The organism is Exilispira thermophila (assembly GCF_055389015.1).
In genome coordinates this window covers 1,822,538-1,847,853 of record NZ_AP042476.1, presented here as the reverse complement: position 1 = coordinate 1,847,853, position 25,316 = coordinate 1,822,538, and the positions used below count along the sequence as shown (strand labels likewise).

General features: G+C 25.8%; 20 protein-coding genes and 5 tRNA genes. 12 read left to right on the top strand and 13 right to left on the bottom strand.

All coding sequences use genetic code 11. From position 1 onward, the window contains the following. Positions 1-178 precede the first annotated feature (178 nt). Positions 179-1,354, top strand: coding sequence for a putative sugar nucleotidyl transferase (locus tag ACZ5EC_RS07810; protein WP_464301920.1), 1,176 nt, complete (start codon positions 179-181; stop codon positions 1,352-1,354). 9 nt (positions 1,355-1,363) lie between these two features. On the opposite strand, the gene ACZ5EC_RS07805 is transcribed toward ACZ5EC_RS07810, so the two are convergent. The 3 genes from ACZ5EC_RS07805 to ACZ5EC_RS07795 form a co-directional block, all read right to left on the bottom strand. Beyond that, the gene (locus ACZ5EC_RS07805) at positions 1,364-2,371 is read right to left on the bottom strand and encodes a diacylglycerol/lipid kinase family protein (RefSeq protein ID WP_464301919.1); all 1,008 of its coding nucleotides are present in this window, start codon (positions 2,369-2,371) and stop codon (positions 1,364-1,366) included. 18 nt (positions 2,372-2,389) lie between these two features. Continuing rightward, positions 2,390-5,053, bottom strand: a complete 2,664-nt coding sequence (locus ACZ5EC_RS07800; RefSeq protein WP_464301918.1) for a penicillin-binding protein 1A — start codon at positions 5,051-5,053, stop codon at positions 2,390-2,392. A 313-nt stretch (positions 5,054-5,366) separates the two neighbouring features. Further along, positions 5,367-6,515 carry a SpoIIE family protein phosphatase gene (locus ACZ5EC_RS07795; protein ID WP_464301917.1) on the bottom strand — a complete coding sequence of 383 codons (1,149 nt, stop codon included), beginning with the start codon at positions 6,513-6,515 and terminating at the stop codon, positions 5,367-5,369. 122 nt (positions 6,516-6,637) lie between these two features. On the opposite strand from ACZ5EC_RS07795, the gene ACZ5EC_RS07790 reads away from it, so the two are divergent. The 7 genes from ACZ5EC_RS07790 to ACZ5EC_RS07760 all read left to right on the top strand — a co-directional run bounded on the left by ACZ5EC_RS07790 (position 6,638) and on the right by ACZ5EC_RS07760 (position 16,108). Next, on the top strand, positions 6,638-8,824 hold the full coding sequence (locus ACZ5EC_RS07790) for a xanthine dehydrogenase family protein molybdopterin-binding subunit (RefSeq protein ID WP_464301916.1): 2,187 nt from the start codon (positions 6,638-6,640) through the stop codon (positions 8,822-8,824). A 2-nt stretch (positions 8,825-8,826) separates the two neighbouring features. Next, the gene (locus ACZ5EC_RS07785; RefSeq protein WP_464301915.1) at positions 8,827-9,303 is read left to right on the top strand and encodes a (2Fe-2S)-binding protein; all 477 of its coding nucleotides are present in this window, start codon (positions 8,827-8,829) and stop codon (positions 9,301-9,303) included. A 193-nt stretch (positions 9,304-9,496) separates the two neighbouring features. Continuing rightward, the gene (locus tag ACZ5EC_RS07780) at positions 9,497-10,372 is read left to right on the top strand and encodes an FAD binding domain-containing protein (RefSeq protein WP_464301914.1); all 876 of its coding nucleotides are present in this window, start codon (positions 9,497-9,499) and stop codon (positions 10,370-10,372) included. Between the two features lie 81 nt (positions 10,373-10,453). Then, on the top strand, positions 10,454-11,929 hold the full coding sequence (locus ACZ5EC_RS07775; protein WP_464301913.1) for a pyridoxal-phosphate dependent enzyme: 1,476 nt from the start codon (positions 10,454-10,456) through the stop codon (positions 11,927-11,929). 429 nt (positions 11,930-12,358) lie between these two features. Then, the gene (locus ACZ5EC_RS07770; protein ID WP_464301912.1) at positions 12,359-13,195 is read left to right on the top strand and encodes an XdhC family protein; all 837 of its coding nucleotides are present in this window, start codon (positions 12,359-12,361) and stop codon (positions 13,193-13,195) included. A 219-nt stretch (positions 13,196-13,414) separates the two neighbouring features. After that, positions 13,415-15,124, top strand: a complete 1,710-nt coding sequence (ade, locus tag ACZ5EC_RS07765; RefSeq protein WP_464301911.1) for an adenine deaminase — start codon at positions 13,415-13,417, stop codon at positions 15,122-15,124. A 543-nt stretch (positions 15,125-15,667) separates the two neighbouring features. Further along, the gene (locus ACZ5EC_RS07760; RefSeq protein WP_464301910.1) at positions 15,668-16,108 is read left to right on the top strand and encodes an Hsp20/alpha crystallin family protein; all 441 of its coding nucleotides are present in this window, start codon (positions 15,668-15,670) and stop codon (positions 16,106-16,108) included. Positions 16,109-16,127: 19 nt separating this feature from the next. On the opposite strand, the gene ACZ5EC_RS07755 is transcribed toward ACZ5EC_RS07760, so the two are convergent. From ACZ5EC_RS07755 to ACZ5EC_RS07745, 3 genes are all read right to left on the bottom strand, one after another. Continuing rightward, complete coding sequence (locus ACZ5EC_RS07755; RefSeq protein WP_464301909.1) at positions 16,128-16,397, bottom strand: hypothetical protein; 270 nt, start codon at positions 16,395-16,397, stop codon at positions 16,128-16,130. Between the two features lie 117 nt (positions 16,398-16,514). Further along, positions 16,515-17,279 (bottom strand): hypothetical protein, encoded by a 765-nt coding sequence (locus ACZ5EC_RS07750; protein ID WP_464301908.1) that lies wholly within the window; start codon positions 17,277-17,279, stop codon positions 16,515-16,517. Between the two features lie 97 nt (positions 17,280-17,376). Beyond that, positions 17,377-18,162, bottom strand: coding sequence for a hypothetical protein (locus tag ACZ5EC_RS07745; protein WP_464301907.1), 786 nt, complete (start codon positions 18,160-18,162; stop codon positions 17,377-17,379). Positions 18,163-18,454: 292 nt separating this feature from the next. Between ACZ5EC_RS07745 and ACZ5EC_RS07740 the strand changes: the two genes are divergently transcribed. The 3 genes from ACZ5EC_RS07740 to pdo all read left to right on the top strand — a co-directional run bounded on the left by ACZ5EC_RS07740 (position 18,455) and on the right by pdo (position 21,581). After that, positions 18,455-19,456, top strand: coding sequence for an NAD(P)/FAD-dependent oxidoreductase (locus ACZ5EC_RS07740; RefSeq protein ID WP_464301906.1), 1,002 nt, complete (start codon positions 18,455-18,457; stop codon positions 19,454-19,456). 309 nt (positions 19,457-19,765) lie between these two features. Continuing rightward, entirely contained in the window at positions 19,766-20,839 is a 1,074-nt protein-coding gene (locus ACZ5EC_RS07735) for an IS110 family RNA-guided transposase (RefSeq protein WP_464301764.1), read from the top strand. 82 nt (positions 20,840-20,921) lie between these two features. Beyond that, on the top strand, positions 20,922-21,581 hold the full coding sequence (gene pdo, locus ACZ5EC_RS07730; protein WP_464301905.1) for a protein disulfide oxidoreductase: 660 nt from the start codon (positions 20,922-20,924) through the stop codon (positions 21,579-21,581). Between the two features lie 153 nt (positions 21,582-21,734). Here pdo and ACZ5EC_RS07725 read toward each other — a convergent pair whose 3' ends face one another. Then, positions 21,735-23,105 (bottom strand): CBS domain-containing protein, encoded by a 1,371-nt coding sequence (locus ACZ5EC_RS07725; protein ID WP_464301904.1) that lies wholly within the window; start codon positions 23,103-23,105, stop codon positions 21,735-21,737. Between the two features lie 283 nt (positions 23,106-23,388). Between ACZ5EC_RS07725 and ACZ5EC_RS07720 the strand changes: the two genes are divergently transcribed. Continuing rightward, positions 23,389-23,766 (top strand): RidA family protein, encoded by a 378-nt coding sequence (locus ACZ5EC_RS07720; protein ID WP_464301903.1) that lies wholly within the window; start codon positions 23,389-23,391, stop codon positions 23,764-23,766. Between the two features lie 64 nt (positions 23,767-23,830). Here the strand turns inward: ACZ5EC_RS07720 and ACZ5EC_RS07715 are convergent. The 6 genes from ACZ5EC_RS07715 to ACZ5EC_RS07690 form a co-directional block, all read right to left on the bottom strand. Further along, a tRNA-Leu gene (locus tag ACZ5EC_RS07715) sits at positions 23,831-23,913 on the bottom strand. 34 nt (positions 23,914-23,947) lie between these two features. Next, on the bottom strand, positions 23,948-24,877 hold the full coding sequence (locus ACZ5EC_RS07710) for an SIR2 family protein (RefSeq protein WP_464301902.1): 930 nt from the start codon (positions 24,875-24,877) through the stop codon (positions 23,948-23,950). 41 nt (positions 24,878-24,918) lie between these two features. Further along, positions 24,919-24,991: transfer RNA gene (locus tag ACZ5EC_RS07705), tRNA-Lys, on the bottom strand. A gap of 15 nt (positions 24,992-25,006) precedes the next feature. Continuing rightward, positions 25,007-25,080: transfer RNA gene (locus ACZ5EC_RS07700), tRNA-Arg, on the bottom strand. Positions 25,081-25,104: 24 nt separating this feature from the next. Continuing rightward, positions 25,105-25,176 (bottom strand) — tRNA-His (locus ACZ5EC_RS07695). A 64-nt stretch (positions 25,177-25,240) separates the two neighbouring features. After that, positions 25,241-25,314: transfer RNA gene (locus ACZ5EC_RS07690), tRNA-Arg, on the bottom strand. Positions 25,315-25,316 lie beyond the last annotated feature (2 nt).

The window sequence follows — 25,316 nt, the reverse complement described above, 5'->3', positions numbered from 1 at the left end:
AAAGTGAATTTAATGAAAATAAAATTTAACAATAAAAAGTTCAATTGATATGATATATATATGAAAAATATATGAAAAAATCTTATGCTAAATTAATATAAAGTTAATATATAATAAAAAAATAATATTTAAAAAAATAGGTTAAAGTAAATATAATTTAGATTGAGGAGAAAATTACATGAGAGTTGTAATTTATGAAGATTATTATTATTTGAATTTTATCCCTTTTTATAGGTTTCATACATTATTTGACCTCTATTTTGGGTTTAGAAAAATTTATCAAAAAATTTTTGATCTATTTTATAATGAAAATGAATTTGAAGGTATTAGTTATATTGGAAGAGAATATCAATTGAAGTATTTTCTGGAAAAAAATAAAGTTGAAAATGATATTTTTGATATTTGTGATGATATACTTTTTGTAAATTCTAGAATTAAAGATATAAATAATATAAAAAATATTAAGGTTAATGAATGTTTATTGGATCAAAATGAGGAAGTTGTTTGTTTTAGAGTAGATAAAAAAAATAAACATAAAATAAAAATAGTTAATCTTTTTAATCATAAAGATGATGAAAATATAAAAAATATTTTACATGTAAAAAGTAAAGTTCGATCAATAATGTATCCTTTTGAGTTTATTTCAGGAATTGAAACTGAAATCAAAAATGATTTTAAAAGGTTTTACCCAAATTTAAAAAAAGAATTTACTAAAATTGGAAAAAATACTTATATTGGAAAAAATGTAAAAATTGCTAAAAATACTGAACTAAATGATTCTAATGGTCCAATAATTATAGGTGCAAATAGTACAATTAATCCATTTACTGCTATTTTTGGACCGGTCTTTATTGGGAAAAATTCCATTGTTGATAAAGGGTATATCCATGAAAATACTGTAATTGGAAATACCTGCAAAGTTTCTGGAGAGATTGAAGAAAGTATAATTTCAGATTTTTCAAATAAACATCACACTGGATTTTTAGGGCATTCTTATTTAGGAGAATGGGTAAATATTGGAGCTATGTCTACAACTTCTGATTTAAAAAATAATTATTCTAATATAAAATTTGAAATAAATGGAAAAATTGTTAATTCAGAAACTATTAAAATGGGATCTTTATTTGGAGATCATGTTAAAATTTCAATTGGTATTATGATAAATTGTGGAACCATTATACAGGAAGGCAGTGTGATTTTTGATAAAATTAAAGTTAAAAATATATCTCCTTTTATGTGGGGAGAATCAAAATATAAAAAGAGTAAATTTATAGAAAATGTTGATAAGGTTATAAACAGAAGAGGGGTAAAATTAACTAAAACTTTACTTGATTTAATAGAAAATGTTTATTAATAAAACAATTTATTTTTTGGAAAATAGTTTTTTTAAATCATCAATAATATTAGATTGTTTCTTCTTTTGTTTGGGAGAAAATATACTTATAGCTTTTTTATTTATTGTTATATGAGCAGGTGGTGGTGGAGCTTTATCACCATCTATTTGAAGATATACTTTTTTTTGAGAATTTAGATAAATTTCCTTCCCTTTATAATAAACTATTCCTGGTACTTGTTCAATTTTGTTAAGTAAAACACCAGCAAAAAGTCTAAATGTATCTTTTATTGAACCTTTTTTAAATAAAAAAATATTTAACAATCCATCGTCAATTGAAGTATTCCTATCTATAATAAATTTTCCACCATAAAATCTAGAATTAGAGATAATAACTAAAAATCCTTCATCTACAATATTTTTGTCAACTATTTTGATTGTTATTTTATGTGGTCGATATATAATTAATGACTTTATTGCTGAAAATATGTAAGCAAAAGGTCCCAGTATTTTTTTTGCATTAAGATTAACATTGTGTACAGCCAATGCATCTATTCCTGAAGAACACATTAACAAAAATGGTTTGTTATTAATTATTCCAATATCTATTTTTTTTATATTCCCTTCTATAATATTATTAGTTGCTTTTATAGGGTTGAAAGGGATTTTTAGATCAAGTGCAAGAACATTAACTGTCCCAAATGGTATTATTCCTATGGGGATAGGGTATTCTTTTATTCCTTCAACAACTTCTCTTACTGTCCCATCACCACCAAAAATAATAATAAAATCAACAAGTTTTGCATAATTCTTTGCAATTATTGTTGCATCACCTGGTCTTTTCGTGAAAATTGTCTCATATTTTATATTGTATTTTTTTAATTGAGTCTCTACAAGAGGTAGATATAGATTTAGAAAAATCTTTTTACCTGCTTTAGGATTTATTATAATAATGGTATTTTTTCCCTTATTTTTTGGGTTTTCAATATTAATATTAAAATTTTTAAATGGTAACTTTTTATTTTTTTTAAAAAGCATAAACTATAATTTTGCTCCTTATTGATTTGATGTATTATCTTCAGTTTGACTGTTTTGTTGCTCTTCTGTATTTGAGTTATCTTTACTATTATCCTTTGTAGAGGTATCATTATTAGTTTGGTTTGCACTATTTTGATCATTAGTATTTTTGATATTGGTATCACTAGAGTTTTCTTCAGTATTTTTTGATGAATTATTTTCTTCTTGATTTTCTGGGGATACTATATCGTTGTTAGTGTTTTCAAAGTTAAAAATATCAAGTAATTCGTTATCTTTTGAATTATCTTTAGAATTATTGAAAATATTGTAATCTTCACTATTGTTTTCATTATTTTGTAAAAAAACAAAATGGTTATAACCATTTGCTAATGTTTTAGGTTGAGTACCTTGCCAGAAATATTCGTAATATGTACTTTTCGATTTACTTGAAGCTAATAATCCAGATTCTGAATCAACTCTAAGTTTAATGATATTAGGTGGAATAGGAAAATTTTCAACTTTTCTTTTTAAAATTTCATAAACATATTTCATGAATTTTCCCCATATTGGTGCACTAACTCTACCCCCAGTAAATCCTTTTCCAAGAGAGGAGGTTCTATCAAATCCTACCCATACAACTGTAGCAAGATTAGGAGTGTATCCTTGAAACCAGGCACTATTCCAATTAGAAGTTGTACCAGTTTTAGAGGCAAATGGGAATTTTAAATTAAATGGTCTTAATCCCCAATATGCTGTTCCACCAGGTTTAGCTGTATCTTCAAGTACACTTGTTGTTAAAAATGCAGCTTGGGGTGCTACAACTTGTAATTCATCATCACTATAATTTAAAAGTTTATCATTTATTTGTTTTTCATAATTTTTTAAAATTTTTCCTTCCCTATCAGTCACATATCTAACAATAATTGGAAATACAGCTTTTCCATAATTAGCAAGTGTAGCAAATCCTCTTGCAACTTCTAAAGGAGTAACTTCTATTGTACCTAATGCAGTGGATAAATATGGTTTAATTCTGTTTCTATTAATTCCATAAAATTCAGATAGATAGGTTCTTCCTTTTTCAATACCTAAATATTCAAAAACTTTAACAGCTGGTATGTTTATAGATTTTCTCAAAGCTTCTCTTACTCTAATATATCCATGGTATTTTCCAGAGTAATTATGAGGTTCCCATGAAGTTCCATCATCAAAATTATAAATTATTGGTGCATCTAAAATTGTAGTTGAAGGGGTAATCAATTTTTCATTAAAAGCAGCAGTATATATAAAAGGTTTAATTCCAGACCCTGGCTGGAAATGTCCTTTTATAGCCCTATTAAATTGATTTTGTAAATTAAACCCGGATCCTCCTATTAAAGTTAATACATACCCTGTTTTAGGATCTATAGATACAATAGATCCCTCTATTATTTTAGTTTTTAATGATTGGATAAATTTATTTTTTTTATCTTCGATTTCATATGATAATATAGGAGTATTTAAAACTGTTGTTGATAAATGAAGAGTATCAACTATATTTTCAAGGTAAAATTTATTAAATTTCATTTGTTGTTTATATGAACCCAAATTGGAGTAGATATTATTAGTTTGAAATGCAATATCAATAAAGTCAGGAATATCATTTAATAAGTATTTATTCAGGTATTCAAGATTTTTTTTATAGTTTTCATTTAAAGATTTAAGTGATTCTTGTAAAATTTTTCTAGCAGCCTGTTGATAATCTATATCAACAGCTGTATAAACATTTAATCCCTTTTTATATATTTGTGCTGGAGTAAAATCTTTAAAAAGGATTCTTAAAACAGCATCTACATAATATGGTGCTTTATTTACTGACATCGCAAAGCTATAAGAAGAATATCCTGTGGAAAATTTCTTTTGTTTATATTTTGCCCAGAAATTATTATAAGCTACAGTTGCCTGCTCCTTTGTTATAAATCCAGCTTCTACCATTCTATCAAGAACCATTTTTTGCCTTTTTTGAGCAGTTTTAGGAAAGAGAATTGGGGAATGTCTATATGGTGATTGAGGAAGCATAGCTAAAATTGCACATTCACCAAGTGTTAATTCCCTGGCATCTTTATTAAAATATAGTTTTGATGCTGTTTGAATTCCATAAGCACCATGCCCAAAATAGATTTCATTAAGATATAATTCAAGAATCTCATTTTTTGAAAAATGTTTTTCAATTTGAACTGCGTACCATAACTCTTTTAATTTTCTGAATATTGTTTTTTCCCCTTCAGTAAAAAGTCTTTTTGCAAGTTGCTGAGTGATTGTAGATGCACCAGAAACATATCCCTGATGGTGTCTAAATAATGCTCTTTTAATATTAGAGATCATTGCACCAATAAGTCTTTTTAAATTGAATCCATGATGTTCATAAAAATTTTTATCCTCATAAGCTAAAAAAGCATTAATCAAATCTTGAGGTAGATCTTTTAATGGAATTATTTCTCTATGTTCAACATATATTTGTGCAATAAGTTTTCCATTTCTATCAAATATGTTTGTTGGTATTGATAATTCTTTGTTTTTTATTGCTTTTTCAATATCAATTCTTGTAAAAGATGCAAAAATTGCTCCAATTGAGATGCCAGCTAATATTAAAAGAATAATAAAAATCAGAAATGTAAATTGTGCTAAATTTAATTTATTAACCTTGTTTTTCATAATTTTCTTCATAATTTTCCCTAAATTTTATACCAATAAAAATAATAAAAAACTTCATATGACATATAAAAATTTAATGATAAAATTCAAAAAATAAATAGTAATTATTTATAATTAAAATAGCTTATTATTTATAATTAAAATAACTTATTATTACAACTAAATTTTAATCTGTGTAAAATTTAAAACTATAATTTAAAAGGTCAAGAAATAAAAATGGCCGGCACCAAAATGGGCCGACCTAAGGGAAAATTGGGAGGGGAAATCTATTTATAAAATCGGAAAAAATTTAAAAATATTAAGGAAATATTTTTAAAGGCTAAGTTTAGAGGATCTTTATAAAACTCAATAAAATGTCATCTTCTATTTTTTTTATGTAGGTTTCTTTTAAAAATTTATAAAAATTATGGAAGAATTCTGAATTTTTTTTATCCCTCATTACAAACTCTTTAAAAGATTTTTTTAAATTGTCAATTCCAAATATGCTATTATCTTTTGAAATAAATTCATATATACCATCAGTATAAAAAAATAAAATATCTTTGTTTTTAATTTCAATAGTTTTAGATTCAATTTCGATATCAGAAAATGCACCTAATATTGAACTTGTTTGAGTAAGTTCAATTAAATCATTATCTTTTCTATAAATGAAGGGTTGTGGATGGGCACAATTAATATATTGAAAAGTGAAATTTTTAATATCAAGCTTACAAACAATGCCTGTAGAAAATAAACCTTCTGTAAAAATATTGGATAAACTTTTATTTAATCTATAAATAAATTTTTCAATATCATCATGCTTGTTAAAATATCTTTCAAATTCATATTTTAAAAGAGAAGAAATCATTGAAGAAGTAACTCCATGTCCACTAATATCAGCAATAAAATAAAAAAGAAAATTATCTCTTTCCAGATAATCAATAAAATCTCCTCCAACATAGGAAAAAGGTTTATAAAAGTAATTTATTATATAATCATTATTAATTATTTTTTCAGGTAAAAGGGAAGTTTGAAAATTTTTTGCAAGTTTAAGCTCTTTTTTAAATTGAATTGTTTTATATTTATAAAAATTTTGTAATCTAAAACTTTTAATTGCATTTTTAATCTTTAAAGGGATAAAAACTTCAAGGTCTTCTTTCTTTAATGGTTTTACAAAGTAATCATAACACCCTTTATTTAAAGCATTAATAATGTCAGAAATTTCATCATTTGATGAATTGACAATAATTGGAATTGAAAATTTTCTTTTGTTATAGATTTCAAGAAAAGACCATCCATCCATTATTGGCATCACAAGGTCTAAAATAATACATTCAATTTTTTTATTTTCAGATAAAATTTTTAATGCTTCTTTACCATTATTTGCTTCAAGAAAATTAAAAGAAAATATTTTAGAAAGATTTGATTTTAATATCTCTCTTTGTAATTCAGAATCATCAACAATTAAAATAGTATAAATTGTATTATTTTTCATATTATGTATAATATATTTATCAATAAAATAAAATCAAGATTTTATTTTGATAAAATATTGAAAAAAGTTAAAAATTATATATTATATATACAGTTATGATAATAACAAAATAAGGGTAAATTATGGATACTAAAATATTAAAAAAAGTTAACAGAACTGATGGAAAACCAAAAATTGAGGGAGTAGAAAAGTATATAGAAGATTACTTTTTTGAAGATATATGGTTTGCTAAAGTTTACCGTTCAAAAATTCAAAGAGGAAAAATTAAGAAAATACATTTACCTCAATTTCCTGAAAATTATTATATAATAGATTATAAAATGATACCTGGTAAAAATATATGGCACCAAATATTGGATGATCAAAAGTTTTTAGCTGAAGATGTTGTAAATTACATTGGAGAGCCTATTTTAATTGTTACTGGTCCTGATCTTTTTGTAGTTGATGAAATCTTAAGTAAAATTGAAGTTGAATATGAACCAATAGAGCCAATTAATTCTATACATGAAGCTTTATCAGGAGAAAAACCACCAATTTATAAAAATGATAATATTTTTTCACATTATCACTACTATAAAGGGGATATCAATAGTCTGGATTCGGAAAAGAATCTTCTTATTTTAGAAGATAATTATTTTACTTCTCTTCAAGAGCATGTGTATCTGGAAACTCAAGGGTTTTTTGCTTATCCTGAAAACAAAGGGATAACTGTAATAGGGTCTATGCAATGTCCTTATTATGTGCATAAAGCATTGTATCCAATGCTTGATTTACCCCCTGAAAGGGTTAGAGTTATTCAATCAACAACAGGTGGTGCATTTGGTGGTAAAGAAGAATTCCCATCCTTAATAGCTGCCCATGCAGCCTTAGCAGCTTATGTTACCCAAAGACATGTAAGGGTTATTTATGATAGAGAAGAAGATATTAATGTTACTACTAAAAGACATCCTTCTGAGATTTATCATAAAACTTATATAGATAAAAATGGATATATCAAAGGGATGCTGGTTGATATAAAGTTAGATGGAGGTGCATATAGTGGATTAAGTCCTGTTGTATTAGCCAGATCAGCTATAGCTGGTTGTGGAATTTATAATAGTCCAATACATGATGTAGATGCTAAAGTGGTTGCAACTAACAATATTGTTACGGGAGCGTATAGAGGATTTGGTGCACCACAGGCTTTTTTTGCTGTTGAGATGCAAATAAACCATATATGTAAAAAATTTGGGTTTGATCCAATTGAATTTAGAAAGAAAAATGTTTTAAAACAGGGAGAAGTTAATGCAACAGGTGGGATAATGAAAGATCCAATTTATATTCCTGTGATGCTTGATAAAGTTGAAAAAATGTCCGATTTTTCAAAAAAATATAAAGAATATGAACAACATAATAAAATCATTTTTGATAAGGTAGCAAACTTTAAAATTGACGATTTTGAAAATATTAAAACAAAGGGTATAGGAATTTCTGCTATTTTTCATGGGGCAGGATTTACAGGTAGAGGTGAAGAAGACATTAAAGCAACAGCTGGTTTAAAAAGATTAAAAGATGGTAAAGTTAAAGCATTAGTTTCTACTGTTGAGATGGGTCAGGGAATGATAACAGCTTTTAAGAAAATAGTTTCAGCAGCTTTAGATATAGATCTTGATGATGTTGTTGTGGATAATCCAGACACAGCAATTGTTCCTGATTCTGGACCAACTGTAGCTTCAAGAACAACAATGATAGTTGGGGGACTTCTCAAAAAAGCAGCTGATCAAATGTTAAGAACTGGTGAAGATGAAGTTATTTTAACTTATAAAAGTCCTCCAGAAGTTAAATGGGATGACAAAAAATTTATTGGTGATGCTTATCCTGCATATTCATGGCAGGTTCTTGTTGCAGAAGTAGAAGGAAATCCTATTACTTATGAATATAAAGTTACAAACTTTTATACTGTTGTTGAAGTTGGAAAAACTATTGATGAAGCTTTATCCAGAGTTCAGGTGACTGGTGGATTGGTACAGGCAATGGGTTATGCTACAATGGAGAAGATGGAAATTAAAGATGGAAAGATATTGCAGAAAAATCTAACTGATTATATAATTCCTACTACAGTTGATGTACCAGATTTTAAAGTAGAGTTTATTGACAACCCTTACTGGGATGGACCATATGGTGCAAAGGGTTTGGGCGAGATGCCATTTGTAGTTGCACCACCTGCTATTTTATCAGCTTTAGAACAGGCTTTTGATGTTTATTTATATAAAATTCCAGCAACTCCTGAATACATATTTGAAATGAAAAATAATCAAAAAAGAGGATAATTATGGAAATAAAATTTAAATTAAATGGTAAAGAAGTAATTATTGATACAGACCCTTCAAGAAGGTTACTTGATGTGCTTAGAAATGATTTTAAGTTAACTGGTGTTAAAGAGGGATGTGGAGAAGGTGAATGTGGAGCATGTTCAGTTTATTTTAATAATAAACTTGTTAATTCATGCATTATTCCTGTAGGTTTGGTTGAAGGAGAAGAGATTGAAACTATAGAAGGAGTAAAAAAAAGAAAGGTATTTAAAGTTATAGAGGATTCTTTTCAAGAATCTTCAGCAACTCAATGTGGATTTTGTACTCCTGGTTTTGTTATGGCTTCAATTAAAGTACTGGAAGAAAATTCTGAAATTACAAAAGAGGTTATTAAAGAAGGTTTATCAGGTAATCTTTGCAGGTGTACAGGATATGAACCTATAATTAATGCAGTAGAAAAAGCATATATAAAACTTAAAAAAAATGAAAAAGAATAAAAATTTAATTTCGAAAAGCTAATAGATTAAAAGTAGATTAAATTAGTATTAAAATAAAATTTATAAGTATAAAGAATTTATTTATTTAAATAACTTAATTAAAATAAATTATCTTTATGTATTATTAAAATTAAATAATTGGGTATTAAGTAATTTAGATATTAATTTTAAATTTTTTGAATAGGATGATTTTATGGATAGAACTTATAAACCAACATCATTAAAAGAAGCTCTTGAACTGTTACACGAAAAAGATTTAACTATATTTGCAGGGGGAACAGATTTATCTGTAAAAACCAGACAAGGAAAAGGAAAACCTTTTAATGTTGAAAAACCATTTTTGTTTATTTCAAAAATTCCAGAAATTACTCAGGTTTTTGAAAAAGACAACTGGTTATATATAGGAGCAGCTACTGTTTATAGTGATTTGTTAAAATTTTATAATATTCCAGATATTTTAAAACAAGCAATAAAGGTAATTGCTGCTCCAGGGATTAGAAATCTTGCAACTATAGGCGGAAACATATGCAATTCTTCTCCTGCAGGGGATACTTTACCAGCTTTATACTGTCTTGATGCTATTTTAATTATTCAAAGTATAGATAGCCAGAAAGAAGTTCCGATTTCTGAATTTATTATGGGTCCTGGGAAAAATTTACTGGATAATAAGAAACTTTTGACATATATTAAGATTAGAAAAAAAGACTTTAAGTTTCAAAAATTTGTTAAAATTGGTTCAAGAAAAGCACAAACATTATCTAAAGTTTCAGTAGCTTTTTTAGGAAATAAAGAGGAAGCAGATTTAAGGATTTCTTTTGGTGCAGTTGGCCCAACAGTTATAAGAGATATTGAAAAAGAAAAAGAATTAAAAAATATTATTTTTGGTAATAATGAAAGTAATATAAATAGTAAGAAAAATCCTATTAACGATATAGATTTTTCTACTTTTTCTTCAATTTATAGTTCTATAATAACTCCAATTGATGATCAGAGGTCTACAGCCTCTTATAGAAAAGAAACTGCATTACGAGTTGGTTTTTCTTTATTAAAAGAGTTTTTAAGTAGTTAAGAGAAATTTAAAATAATTAATTAGATTAATAAAATATAAGTTTTGTGGGGAAAACTTAAATATAAAAAAAAGGAGAAAGTTGTGAAACCAGCAATTGATTTATCCATATTGGAAAAACAAAGAGAAAACAATATTAAAAGATGTAGAGAGAGGGATATAATAATCCCAACATTTAAACAGATGAAAAATCCCGAACTTGTCCCACAAAAGATAAAGGATGAATTAAAAAATATTGGATTGTGGGATATAAATTCAAGAAATTTATTTAGAATTACCTGGAAAAATGAACCTGTTGAATTTGGTGGTGGTTATGGCAAGGTTAATTTTATTGAATTTCCAAAAGAGTTAACAGGTGTTGATGCTAGAATTGTAGCATTGGTTGGAAAATGGTTTCCAACAGGAGCACATAAAGTTGGTGCAACTTTTGGATGTCTTGTTCCATATTTAATAACAGGCCACTTTGATTCAACAAAACAAAAAGCTGTTTGGCCTTCTACTGGAAATTATTGTAGAGGAGGAGCTTATGATGCTGCATTATTAGCTTGTGAAAGTATAGCAATTTTGCCTGAAGAGATGAGTAAAGAAAGATTTGATTGGCTTGCTAAAGTTGCAGGTGAAGTAATAGCAACACCTGGTTGTGAAAGTAATGTTAAAGAAATTTTTGATAAATGTAACGAACTTGCTGCTGAAAGAGGAGATGATATTGTAATTTTCAATCAATTTGATCAATTTGGAAATTATTTATGGCACTATGAATTAACAGGCTCTGCAATTGAAGAGGTATTTAACGAAATTAAAGCCCCTGATTCACGTCTAGTTGGATATTTCTCCTCAACAGGATCATCTGGTACAATTGCAGCAGGAGATTATTTAAAACAATTATATCCTGATATGAAAATTGCTGCTGGAGAAGCATTGCAATGCCCAACCTTATTAATAAATGGTTTTGGTGGACATAGAATTGAGGGTATTGGTGATAAGCATGTACCTTTTATTCATAATGTTAGAAATACTGATATGGTTATTGATATAGATGATAATGATACAATGGATTTAATAAGATTATTTAATGAAGAAGCAGGTAAAAACTATCTTGTTAAACAGGGTATAAAAGAAGACTTTGTAAACAAATTGGATTTATTGGGAATTTCTGGTGTAGGTAATTTAATTGGAGCAATAAAATTTGCAAAATACTATGAGCTTGATTCAAAAGATATTGTATTTACAATACTTACAGATTCTATGGAACTTTACCAATCACGACTTAAAGAGATGCATGAAAAATATGGTAAATTTACTGAAATGGATGCTTCAAAAATATTCTATAAATCTTTACAGTCTTTATCAATAGATTACATGCAGGAATTATCTCATTATGATAAAAAAAGAATACATAATTTAAAATATTATACCTGGATAGAACAACAGGGAAAAGATTTAGAAGAACTAAATGCACAATGGTATGATTATAAAAATTATTGGAAAAAAGTTCAATCATTAACACCAAAGATTGATAATTTAATTGAAGAATTTAATAAAGAAGTTGGATTAATATAATTAATTATTTTATGGGGATTGTATTTTACAGTCCCTTTTTTTATTAATCTTTTTTTTGTTTTGTTTTTATTTATTGTTATTAAGCTTAATTTAATTTTTATTTTTATTATTTTGTAGGTTTTTTGTATTTTTTATTATTTATATTTATTGATATTTATATTTTATATTATTTTTTTATGTTTTATTTTAAATTGAAAAGAGATATTTTTTTTAACAATTTATCTAATCACTTTTAAATAAATTTTTTAGTTATTATATAAGTTATTATGTAAGTTTTGGATATAGATGTGTTAAAACTAATATAGCCAAAAAAATATTAAAATAGTTAATATACAATATATACATAAATTATAATATATTGCCTAAAATTATAATCTATTATGTAAATTATAGTATATTACTTAAATATAATATGTAAAAGGAATGAATATGTTGAATTATTTAAAGATACTTGAAGATAAATTAAAAGAAGGGGAAAAAATTGTACTTGTTACTGTTGTGGAAGCAGATGGGAGCTCTCCAGGAAAACCAGGTTTTAAAATGTTAGTAAATGAAAAAGGAAGAATTTTTGGTACAGTAGGTGGTGGTGGAACTGAAGCTACTGCAATTAATAATGCTAAGAAATTAATAAAAGAATTTGATAAATATAATAAAAAAACAATGTTGGAAAGCTTTAACCTTGATAAAGAAGGATCTAATGAATTTGCATTATGTGGAGGTAAAATTACACTTTACTATGAGGTGTTTGCTCCAGAAAGAAAAGTTTACATTTTTGGTGCAGGGCATGTAGGTAGTAAAATTGCTCATCTTTTAAAAATTCTTGGTTTTTTTGTTGTTGTTATTGATGATAGAAAATCGGTGCTTGAAGAACTTAAAGAAGATTCTTATAATGAAAAATTGTTTATGAATTATACTAAAGACCTTGAAAACAAAATTAAAAATTTAAATATAGAGCAAGGTTCTTTTGTAATTATATTAACTCATGGACATCAATTTGATTATGATATATTATTAAATATTTATAGAAATTATACCAATTTAAGATATGTTGGTATGATTGGATCTAAAGAAAAAGTGAAAGAACTTGTAAGCAATCTTAAAAAAGAGATCAAAAATGTTAATCTTGAAAATCTTTATTCTCCAATAGGGATTAAAATTGGTGGGAATAGTGCAGCTGAAATTGCTCTATCAATTGCAGCAGAAATACAATCAATTATTTATGAAAAAGATGTTCCTCATTATAGGATAAATTATAATAATTTATGATGCTAAAATTTGTACAATTTAATTTTTTATGCAAAAATAATTTTATATTTATTAAAAATTTATTGCAAATTATATTAGAAAATTAGATAAATACTTTAATAATAAATAATTTAATAAAAAAAAATAATAAATAATTATTAAAAAATATCTTAGTTAGTAGATTATATGGTTATAATTATTTATACTTAATAGAAAAAATAAATGAAGGAAGGATTTATTATGAATTTAGGTAAAATAATTGATGCATCCTTAGGTAGAATAGAGTGTGATCTTGTTTTAAAAAATGCAAAAATTATTGATGTTTTTTCAAGCAGGATCATTGAAGGAGAGATAGCTATTTATGATGGAATTATTGTTGGTGTCAATGATTCTTTAAAAGGTAAAAAGTATATAGATCTTCAAGGGAAATATGTTGCACCTGGTTTTTTTGATTCTCATGTACATATTGAATCATCAATGCTTACACCCAGGGAATATGCAAATGTTGTAATTCCACATGGTACAACATCTGTAGTTACTGATCCTCACGAAATAGCTAATGTGCTGGGATATGATGGTATTAAATTTATGTTAAATGATTCTGAAAATATCCCTTTAAATGTGTATTTTATGATTTCTTCATGTGTTCCTGCTACAAACCTTGATACTTCTGGTGCAAGTTTATTTGCTTCTGATATGTATCAGTTTAAAAAATTTGATAGAGTAAAGGGACTTGCTGAAGTAATGAATTTTCCAGGGGTTATTAATAAGGACCCTCAGGTAATGGATAAATTGGCTTTATTTTCAGATATGGTTATTGATGGACATGCACCTATGGTGAGAGGCAAAGAGCTTTCAGCATATATATTAGCAGGTATATCTTCAGACCATGAGTGTACTACTTTAGAAGAAGCAGAAGAGAAATTAACTAAAGGGATGTACATTATGATAAGAGAAGGTAGTACAGCTAAAGACCTTAATGCATTGTATCCTATTATAAAGGATAAGAATAAAAACAGATTAATGGTATGTACTGATGATAAACATCCAAATGAATTAAAAGAGCAGGGGCATATAAACTATATTTTGAAAAGATTAGTTGAAAAGGGTGTGGACCCAATAACTGCAATTCAACTTGCAACTATAAATCCTGCAACATATTTCAGGATTAAACGAGCAGGAGCTATTGCACCAGGTTATTTTGGAGATTTAGTTGTATTAAATGACTTGAATAGATTTGGTGTTGATAAAGTTTTTATCAAAGGGGAACTGATTGCTGAAAATGGTGATATGGTAGAAAAGATTGAGAGAAGCAAAATTCAAATTCGAGATACAGTTAATATAAAATGGCTTGAAGAAAAAGATTTTAAAATAAAGGATATTGGTAAAAAAGTTAAAATTATTAAAGCTAACAAAGGCTCATTAATTACTGAACAATTGGTAGATTATGTTAAATCAGAAAATGGATTTTTAGAATCAGATATTGAAAAGGATTATTTAAAAATATTTGTTATAGAAAGACATTTCGGTTCTGGTAATATAGGAAAGGGCTTCATTCATGGTATAGGATTAAAAAAAGGCGCTATTGGTTCAACTATTAGCCATGATTCTCACAATTTGATTATAGTTGGAGTTGATGATAAATCCATATTTAAAGCTGCAAAACATTTAAATAAAGTAGGTGGAGGTATTGTTATAACTGAAGGAGATAAAGTAATTGTTGATCTTCCTTTACCAATTGGTGGATTAATGAGTGATAAAGATGTTGATTTTGTAAATAATAGATTAAAAAAAGTTGAAGAACTTTTTAAAAAATTAAATACAAAAGTAGTAAATCCTTTGATGACACTTTCATTTCTTGCTTTACCTGTAATCCCTTATTTAAAAATAACTGATAAAGGCCTTGTAGATGTTGAAAAATTTAATTATGTATCTTTATATGAAGATTAATTTTTAGTTTAAGCTGGATTTTTTTAGTTCAAATTTTATTTTATAAAAACAGTTAATATTTTTAAAGGTTATATTTTCTTTAAGAATAAGGTGTATAATAATAATACTAATGTACAATGTTGATACATTATGTTTTTTGTTATCCTAAATTCACAATACTTTTTATCAATAAAAATTCAGATTTTAATCCATTTGACTAGCATTATTAAATATTAATTCTGTCTGTGTATAATATATATACATTCTACTGATATAGAAATTCACTATCCTGTTATTTTATATGTAATTTAATAATTTAACTTTATTTTTTTTAAATTATCTATTCAGTATTAGATTTCTTTCTATATTAGAAAGCAATTATAGACCAAACATGCTGATGTTGCCTTGCATAGACATTAGATTTCTTTTATATTAGAAAGAAATAAATTTGAATTTATATTTATTTTTATAAATTTTAAATCTACACAATTTGGCATAAAAATTGCTTAATTAAAAAGTGAAAAATAAAATAAAAAAATAATAAAAAAATAAAGGAGGTGGCTTATGGCTAAAAAAGAATTATATTTATGGAACCCATTCAAAGAGTTGGAAAATTTAAGAAATGAAATAGATAGGTTTTTTGATACTGATTATGAAAGTGATTCAAAACTTATATTTCCAACAACTGATATTTCAGAAGATGACAAAAATGTATATATTAATATTGATCTTCCAGGTTTAACTAAAGATAATGTTGAACTTGAAATTAATGATGGTTACTTGAAAGTTAAAGGGAAAAAAGAAGAAAAGAAAGAAGAAAAAGATAAAAAAAGACATTATTATAGAAAAGAAAGATTCTATGGTGAATTTGAAAGAACTATTGCTTTACCCGAATATGTAAAAATGGAGAAAGCAGAAGCTTCTTTTAAAGATGGTGTTTTAGAAATAATAATTCCTAAAAAAGAGGAAAAACAGCCTAAAAAACTTGAAATTAAAATTAAATAAGCTGGCTAAAAAAGCCAGCTTATTTTTTTATTTTTTTTTCTTCAGTTTCCAGTTGTTTGTAATATGGACATTTTTCATATTGATTGTTTTTATGGAAATGACACTCACCATTTGATGGGAAATGTCCAGATTTATAAAATTTTTTTGCAGCCATTGCAATTGTAATAGCCATTTGTTTATTGTTTTTTTGCAATTTACAAAATGGATTATGTACTTTAGGTCGTCCTTGAACAAAATTTTCAGGAGCAGATGAATAATTGTCAAGTAAATACATACATGTTTTTTTCATAATAACCCTCTTTATTTAAAATGATTTTCTTAACTTAATATAGTTCAAATTATATTATTTTCAAATTATTACTATTATAGAGTTTAATTAATTAAAATAAAAAATTATTCTAAATAATTATTTATAGTGAATATTATAGTCAAGCAAAGTAAAAGTTTTGTTAAAATAGTCTGCTTTAACTCTAATATGAGGAAATTTTTTTAAAACCCAGATTTTAGAAGACCCAAAAAGAAGTTTTGCAGGTGCATTTAAAATGCCATTGATTTCACCAGAGAAAAGTAAACAATCATATGATTTATTATTTATTGTTAAAGTTTCTTCTTTTATGAATTTAAATATAAATGGGATTTTAAATGCTCCAGGGACAATAAAACCAGTTGCTTCAATTTTTTCCAGTTTTTCAAGTTTAGAAAATGTCAATAGTTCCATTAATCTTATTGAATCAGCTGAAAATTTGTCTAAATTATATGTTTTATTTTTGTTTTTATATTCTTCTTTGTAAATTAATAAATTATTTTTATAGTTATAAAACTCTTTGTAGTTTCTATTTTCTGGTTCTGAATAATAAGTTGTTTTTGTAAATCCATTTAACAAATTATAAGTAAAAGATGATTCATAGAATGAATCGCAAAATGTACCTTTAGCATTTTCAATTATATCTATAAAATTATTTTTTTCTTCAGGATTTATATAATAATTTATAGTTTCAATAGCACTTTTAGATGATCCCTGTATAATATATTTTGTTTCAATTTTTTTTATGAGCTTTATATTATTATAATCAATTACCTGTTTTACAAAGTTATCTTGCTTTGTTGTTGCTTTAATTATTGATACTATAAATAAAGTAAATAAAAGTAAGATAAATAATTTTTTTTTCATAATTCTAATGTAAAATTTAATTGTTTTGTTTTCAACTGTAGTTTAATAGAAAAATTGTTAAAATCAATATCAAGATATTTAAAAAATAATTTAATGTTTAGCTATTTTTTGAAAATAAGTCATGATCGAAATATTTAATGTCAAAATCGATAATGTTAAATATTTTTTTATAATATTCAGCTTTAATTCTTATATGAGGAAATTCTTTTAAAAGCCATATTTTGATATCTCCAAAAATAAGTTTTGCTGGTTTATTTAAAATACCATCTATTTCACCATAATATAACAAGCAATTGTATTTTTTGCCGTTGATAGTAATTGCTTCTTCTTTTATAAACTTAAATATAAATGGTACCTTTTTATTCCCTGGAACAATAAAACCTGAAGCTTTTATGACTTTTAAATTTTCAAGTTTTGCAAAAGTTAATAGTTCAAGCAATCTTATTGTATCTGCTGAAAATTGTTCCAACTCGGTTTTATTATTTTTCTTAATAGTTGAATAATAAACAAAGTTATCTTTATATATATAAGTTTCTTCATATTTAGTGTTTTCAATTTTAGAAATATATTTTGTTTTAGTGTATCCCTCAATGAGATTATATGAAAAATTGGTTAGATAATAAGAAGTGCATAAAGTACCATTTGCGTTTTCATGAATAGTTATAAATTTTTTTTCTGAAGAATTGTCTATTGTATAAGAAATATTTTCAATTGAGTTTTTATTTCCGCTGGTAATTAAGTATTGTGTTTTAATTGATTTTAATTTTTTTATATTTTCATAGTCAAAAAAATTGTTAATAAATGATTTTAAATTATTTGAAGCTTTTAAATAATTAGGTAATATTAATAATATTATTAATAAAAGTAGAAAAAAATATTTCATTTTATTATATGTTTTGAAAGGTTTATAAAAAATAGAAAAGTCCTTAGTTATGGTTGATTACAAAATAGTTTAACATATAATTATATTAATACAAATATATATATTAATTTAAAATAATTTGATATAGAAAAAAATTGACTTAGAAAACAAATTTTATTATTTTAATATTACTCGAAAATAGAATTTAAAAATACTGTTTAAAAATTGAATATAAAAATTTTATTTAAAAATATTTGCATAATTTTTTCATTTAAAATTATGAAAATAATAATATTAAAATAAGAGGTAGAATATGGATCTTAAATTAAATTTTGCAATGGCGTCAATGCCACAAAATAATAAATTAAAATCTATGGATGAGAACCATATTTATGAAACATTAATTATAGGTGGTGGTCCGGGTGGATTAACAGCTGCTGTTTATGCTTTAAGAAAAGGGATGGATACAGCTTTAATAACTTTTGATGTTGGAGGGCAGGTTCTTGATACATCAGATATTGAAAATTATATGGGTTTTATGATGATATCTGGGCAGGAATTGGTTAACAAATTTTTCGAACAGGTTAAGCAATTTCCACTGGCTTTTGAAGATAAAGTTTATGTTACAAAAATAGAGAAAGAAAAAGATATATTTAAAATTCATACTACTTCAAAGAAAATTTATAAAAGTAAAACAGTTATAATTGCTGCAGGGAAAAGATATAAAAAACTTGGTGTAGAAGGTGAAGATAGATTAACAGGACATGGTGTTGCATATTGTGCTACCTGTGATGCTCCTTTATTTAAAGATAAAGAAGTCATTGTTGTAGGTGGTGGAAATACTGCAGTAGAAGGAGCTATTGAAGTTGCTAAACATGCTAAGAAGGTTTATCTTGTATTGAGAAGAGATGTATTTAGAGCAGATAAAATTCTGGTTGATAAATTACTTCAATATAAAAATATTGAAATCATATATAAAACAAAATTAAAAAGAATAAATGGAAAAGAAAAAGTTGAGTCTGTAATATTGGATGTAAATGGCCAGGAAAAAGAGATGAGAATAGATGGAGTTTTTATAGAGGTAGGGCTTACTCCAAATTCAGAGTTTGTGAAAGATTTTGTTGCTTTAAATAAATGGGGAGAAATAATTGTAGATTGTTCTTGTAAAACTTCAGTAGAAGGTTGTTTTGCTGCAGGTGATATAACAATAGTTCCTGAAAAACAGATTATAATTTCTGCAGGCGAGGGTGCAAAAGCTGCTGTTTCTGCATTTAAATATGTTATGGAACATAATTTTAATAAAGAAGCAGTTTAATTTCATTATATATAAAGAAAAAAATAAAAATAAAAAATACAAGAATTTTTAGGAGATGTGATAAAAATCAATAGCAGGGGATAAAGAAACTGCTTTCAGGCAACGAAAATAAACCTGAAAGCAGATAGGCTTAGGTTCGACATTTAATTTGGTCAAAAAGACCGTTTAGGAGAATGAAGAGCCTACAGCCGAATCAACATAATAATCGGATTTTAACAATCCAGATTGAATAGGAGAATGGATTATTCTCTGTAATAAATATCGTAAAGAATCTGCTTTCAATTAAAAAAAAATAATTGGAGGAGGCAGATGAAACTATCAGTTGGAGTTGATTTACACAAGCATCAAATGACGGTATGTATAAAAAATTTAGAACAAAGGATTGCAGATATTAATTGGAAATTTTCTACAAAAAAAGAAGGATATATGGAATTTGTAAGATTGTTAAAGAAATTATCCCAACCAGAAGAAATTGAAATAGCAGTAGAATCTACAGGAAATACAAGATATTTCAAAAGAGAAATGGAAAATTATGGATTTAAAGTACATGTAGTAAATACCTTAAAGTTTAAAGTAATAAATGAATCAATAAACAAAACAGATAAACATGATGCAAGGACATTAGCAGAATTTTTATCAAAAGATATGATACCAGAAGTAAATTTATGTAAAGAAGATAGTAAAAATTTAAGAGATTTATTAAAGCATAGGTCAGTATTAAAAAAGACCAATGTAAGTTTAAAGAATCAAATACATGGAATAATGTTAGAAATGGGTATAGGAACAAAGAATGGACAGCTTAACACAAAAACAGGAAGGGTAAAAATTATAGAACAAATATCGGACCCAATAAAAAAAAGTATAGTATCAGGGATAATAAAAACAATAAATAGTATAGAAAGTTTAATATCAGAAATAGAGAAAGAGCTTTCAAAGATGACAGAAAAAGATGAAGCAGTAAGAATACTAAGGACAATACCAGGATGTGGATTGATAACTTCAATTACTTTAAGGGCTTACATAGATGACATAAATAAATTTAGTTCATATAAAAAGCTTTCTTCTTATTGTGGATTGGTACCATGGGTACAAAATTCAGCAGACAAAGAAAGATATGGGAATATAACTAAAAGAGGTTCACAAGAATTGAGAACAGCATTTGTACAGATGACAATGGGTATGATAAGGGTAAAAAGAGAAAGAGAAAATAGATATATGAAATCTTATAGAAATATGAAAAAAATAAAAGGAAGTGGAAAAGCAATAATAGCAACTTCAAGAAAGTTAAGTAAATTGGTATGGACATTATTAAAAAATGGTTGTGAATATGATCCAGTAAAATCAAATGATATATTGTTAAATAAAGATTATTCCGTTGCCTGAAAGCAATGATTTGAGGTTTTACCTCGTTTATATAAATTAGCAGATTTTTTGATATTTAATATTGATTTTTATAGGAGGAAAAATGAGTTTATTAGATGACAATGTAAAAAAACAATTACAGGACATTTTTAAAAATTTAGAAAAAAAGGTAAAAATTGTGCTTTTTGATTCAGCAGTAATGGAATGTCCTTATTGTAAGGATACAAGAGAATTGTATCAGGATATGGTTGCAATTTCTGATAAATTAGAATTAGAAATCTATAATTTAACTGAAAAGAAAGATCTTGTTGAAAAATACAAACTAGAGGAAAGAGTACCAGTTTCTGTTTTTTTAGATGAAGATGGTAATGATTATGGTATCAGGTTTTATGGGATACCTGCTGGTTATGAATTTAGTACAGTAATTGAAACAATAAATATGCTTTCAACTGGGAAACATCATTTAAAACCAGAAACAGTAAAATTTTTAGAATCTCTTGACAAAGATGTGGAATTAAAAATTTTTGTAACACCTTCATGTCCATATTGTCCTACAGCTGTATTTTTAGGGCATCAAATGGCATATGTTTCTGAACATGTAATTTCTAATATGATTGAAGTATCTGAGTTTCCACAACTTGGAAATAAATATAATGTTATGGGAGTTCCAAGAACAGTAATTAATGAAAAAGAGTTTCAGGAAGGAGCAGCTCCTGAGGAATATATTGTTGATAAAATAAAAATTTCTTTAGGAATAAAATAAAATTGATTTTATTTGATAAATTTATATTTTATTTAATAAATTAATATTTATAGAAATTATAAGCGTTTATAAAAATTAAATCTTTCAAAAGGAGTTACTCAATTTTTGGGTAACTCTTTTTTTATAATCAATATATTTTCTAATTACTTTTTGTTATGTATCTTCTTTCAAAGAAGCAGTATTCTGCTTTATAGTTTCTGTTTCTTTGTCTTTTTTTTCAAAATATTTAATTAAATCTGATCTTGTAATAATACCAATAACTTTTTCATTTTCAACTATTGGTAAATGACCAATATTATTTAAATAGAAGATTCTTTCAATTGTTCTTATTGTAATATCAGCTGATGCGCTTATGACTTTCTTTCTCATATAAGCTGATACTGGGGCATTCATCTGATTAGCTTTTCTTCCTTTCATAATATCTCTCAATGTTAAAAAACCTACAAGATTTTCTTTGTCATCTAAAACCGGTGCTCCTGTATGATTAACCTGTTCTAAAAACATTGATGCTTTTTTTAAAGTCCAGTTTATTGAAATGCAATCAGGATTTTTAACCATTATATCTTTTGCAGTAATAGCAGGTAGTATTTTTTGTTCCAGTATTTTTTCAAGTTTTTTTCTAACTCTTATTCCATTGGTTTTTTTTATATAAGCAGAGGCAGCAAGTGTATGTCCACCCCCACCAAATTCAAACATAATTTTTTGTAGATCAATAGTTTCTTTTTGACTTCTGGCAATCAATAAAGTATTATTTTCTTTTTTTAAATAAAAAATACCAAAAGTTGCGTCTGGATTTTCTATTTCATGAATTTTTTCAATAATATTTGCTAATCCCCCATTTTGTTTTTCAAGTTCATAATATGAGATAATTATAAAATGACCATGGTAAATTCTATATGACAAATTATTCATTATTTTGTGAAATAATGATTTTTGAGTAATATTTTGAAATGCAGTATTAAGTTTTGAAATTATATTTATTGAAGCATTATTTTGTAAAAGATACGATGCTACATAAAAATCTTCTTTAGTAGTAGAAGGATGAGAAAAATTACCTGTATCAGCATAAATACCAGCTAAAGCAATAGTAGCATCCTCTTTTGAAATTTTTATATTTCTTTTGATTAGTTCAAGACCAAGTTGTGTGGTATTTGAACCAGTTTGCATACTGTATAAATTTGTATATGGTATAGTAGTTTTTTCTTTAAGGTGATGATCCCAGATATCAATTTCCCCTTTAAAAGATAAAATTAAATTTTTAAATTCTTTAATTCTTTCTATGTTTCTAGTATCTACAATAACTATCTTATCAATATTTTCAATATTTATGTCTTTAAGTTTAATAAAGTTAAAAAAGTGGTCGTATAAATTAAATAATTTTTTTGCAGAAGGACTAATTAATCTACTTTTTATAACAACTGAGTCTGGATATATGTATTTGGCTAATGTTATTGAACCAAGACAATCAAGATCAGTATTAACATGTCCTATAATAATTATCATTACTATTTTATAATAATACATAAGATCATTTATTCAACAACTATATTTTTGATTTATTTATAATACTTTTAAAGTGATAATTTGACATAAAAATTTAAATTATTAATATAGGAAAAGAGAAAGTTTCAAAATTAAAAGTTGAAGTATAGTAAAAAAAATAATAAAAAAATTTATAAAATAAAAGATTTAAAGATAGTATTAACAATAATGTTTAAATTAAATTTATTGAAAGTAAGATTGAAAAATTAAGATAAATATTATAAAAAAATATAAAAATAATTACAAATATGAAAAGGAGAAAATCATGAAAGAAGTTGTATCAACAAAAAAAGCTCCCAAAGCTATTGGACCTTATTCTCAGGCTATAAAAACAGGGGATTTAATTTTTGTATCAGGACAACTTGGTATTGATCCAGAAACTTCTGAATTTGTATCTGATAAAGCAGATATGCAAGCAAAGCAAGCTTTAAATAATATTAAAAATATTTTAGAATCTTCCGGTTCTTCTATGGAAAAAATTGTTAAAGCAACAATATACTTAAAGGATTTAAATGATTATGCTGCAATAAACAAAGTTTATGAAAGTTTTTTCACTAAAGATTACCCAGCCAGAGTAGCTGTGGAAGTATCAAAATTACCTAAAAATGGTTTAGTGGAAATTTCTGTTATAGCAGAAGTTTAATTAATAATTAATTTAAATTTATTAATTCTAATTTAACTGTTTTTTTAAAAATAATATAAAAAAATGCGAGTGGAGGGACTTGAACCCACACGCGCAAAGCGCACTAGATCCTAAGTCTAGCGTGTCTGCCAATTCCACCACACTCGCAATTTTATCTATTTATTTTAAATTAAGATTAATATTATTTTAAAACATTTTCTATTTTTTCAATTATATTTTCATAATATTTAAGTTTATTCTTTTCTTCAATATATACAATTTCAATATCATAAGCTTGCATAATTTCTTCTTTTTCTTTGTTTTTATCTTTATATTTTCTTGGGCTATAATATATGATTTTATTTTTTTTAATATTTTTATTTTTTTCATTTAAAAATCTTGCTCTATCTGTTAAAAGCCACCATAAATCTATTTCTTCAAAGCCAAGACCCAATCCCAAAATATGTATTTCATCAACATACATTAAGTCAATCCATGATTGCTTTTTTATGTTATTTTTGTTATTTTTAATTCTTTTATGTAGAGGATTATTATCTATTTCCTTATTTTTATATTTTGTTCCATTAACTATATAGTTTCTAAAATGTTGTATTTGACCACCATAAAATTCAAAGCCTAATGTAATACTATTAGGCACATTACATTCTCCATGTATGTGCCAAAACTTCTTTTTTTCTATAGATCTTTTTTTTTCATTTTCTATGTTTTCTATAACAGTATGTCTAAAAATGTTGTATTTAGTTTCAGATCCATAATTTTTTATTTTATCAATATCCTTTGGTTTTAATACCTTTTCTAAAGCATAATCATAATTAGTTGTAATATAATTTTCAATTTCTAAATTAATTAGTTTTTTATGTATTTCATTAGGCTTTATTTTTTTAACAATTTCCGCAATATCAGATTTTAATTTACTTTCTTTTATACCATTATTTTTTATACATTTTAAGTACATTTCTTCATAAATTAAAGGAAATGGTTTTTCTTTTGAGATTCTAACATTGTTTTCACATATTTTATTAATTTCTTTTAATAAACTATCCCAGGTAATTGAATTATTATTATAATTGATATTATTAATATCATTTCCAATTAACAATGCTATGTTCAAGGTTTAGTTCCATTAAATATTTTTTTAATATAATATCAAAATGGGCCGTAAAGGATTCGAACCTTTGACCTACTGATTAAGAGTCAGTTGCTCTACCAACTGAGCTAACGGCCCTCATTTCTTTTTATTCACGCCCGGCAGGATTTGAACCTGCGACCTATGGATTCGAAGTCCAGCGCTCTATCCAGTTGAGCTACGGGCGCATATCAAATAAAAATATAATAATGGGTGGATGATGGGACTCGAACCCACAACAACCTGAGCCACAGTCAGGTGCTCTACCTTTGAACTACATCCACCACATTAATTTTAAAAGATTTTTTATTAAATTAAATGCATTTATACATTTTGATAAAAAAAAATCGCACCTGGCAGGACTCGAACCTGCGACACTCGGATTAGAAATCCGATGCTCTATCCGACTGAGCTACAGGTGCAT

Coding starts and splice junctions, on each gene's coding strand:
- ACZ5EC_RS07810 (WP_464301920.1), top strand. CDS start 179: ATGAGAGTTGTAATTTATGAAGATTATTATTATTTGAATTTTATCCCT.
- ACZ5EC_RS07805 (WP_464301919.1), bottom strand. CDS start 2,371: ATGCTTTTTAAAAAAAATAAAAAGTTACCATTTAAAAATTTTAATATT.
- ACZ5EC_RS07800 (WP_464301918.1), bottom strand. CDS start 5,053: ATGAAGAAAATTATGAAAAACAAGGTTAATAAATTAAATTTAGCACAA.
- ACZ5EC_RS07795 (WP_464301917.1), bottom strand. CDS start 6,515: ATGAAAAATAATACAATTTATACTATTTTAATTGTTGATGATTCTGAA.
- ACZ5EC_RS07790 (WP_464301916.1), top strand. CDS start 6,638: ATGGATACTAAAATATTAAAAAAAGTTAACAGAACTGATGGAAAACCA.
- ACZ5EC_RS07785 (WP_464301915.1), top strand. CDS start 8,827: ATGGAAATAAAATTTAAATTAAATGGTAAAGAAGTAATTATTGATACA.
- ACZ5EC_RS07780 (WP_464301914.1), top strand. CDS start 9,497: ATGGATAGAACTTATAAACCAACATCATTAAAAGAAGCTCTTGAACTG.
- ACZ5EC_RS07770 (WP_464301912.1), top strand. CDS start 12,359: ATGTTGAATTATTTAAAGATACTTGAAGATAAATTAAAAGAAGGGGAA.
- ade (WP_464301911.1), top strand. CDS start 13,415: ATGAATTTAGGTAAAATAATTGATGCATCCTTAGGTAGAATAGAGTGT.
- ACZ5EC_RS07760 (WP_464301910.1), top strand. CDS start 15,668: ATGGCTAAAAAAGAATTATATTTATGGAACCCATTCAAAGAGTTGGAA.
- ACZ5EC_RS07755 (WP_464301909.1), bottom strand. CDS start 16,397: ATGAAAAAAACATGTATGTATTTACTTGACAATTATTCATCTGCTCCT.
- ACZ5EC_RS07750 (WP_464301908.1), bottom strand. CDS start 17,279: ATGAAAAAAAAATTATTTATCTTACTTTTATTTACTTTATTTATAGTA.
- ACZ5EC_RS07745 (WP_464301907.1), bottom strand. CDS start 18,162: ATGAAATATTTTTTTCTACTTTTATTAATAATATTATTAATATTACCT.
- ACZ5EC_RS07740 (WP_464301906.1), top strand. CDS start 18,455: ATGGATCTTAAATTAAATTTTGCAATGGCGTCAATGCCACAAAATAAT.
- ACZ5EC_RS07735 (WP_464301764.1), top strand. CDS start 19,766: ATGAAACTATCAGTTGGAGTTGATTTACACAAGCATCAAATGACGGTA.
- pdo (WP_464301905.1), top strand. CDS start 20,922: ATGAGTTTATTAGATGACAATGTAAAAAAACAATTACAGGACATTTTT.
- ACZ5EC_RS07725 (WP_464301904.1), bottom strand. CDS start 23,105: ATGTATTATTATAAAATAGTAATGATAATTATTATAGGACATGTTAAT.
- ACZ5EC_RS07720 (WP_464301903.1), top strand. CDS start 23,389: ATGAAAGAAGTTGTATCAACAAAAAAAGCTCCCAAAGCTATTGGACCT.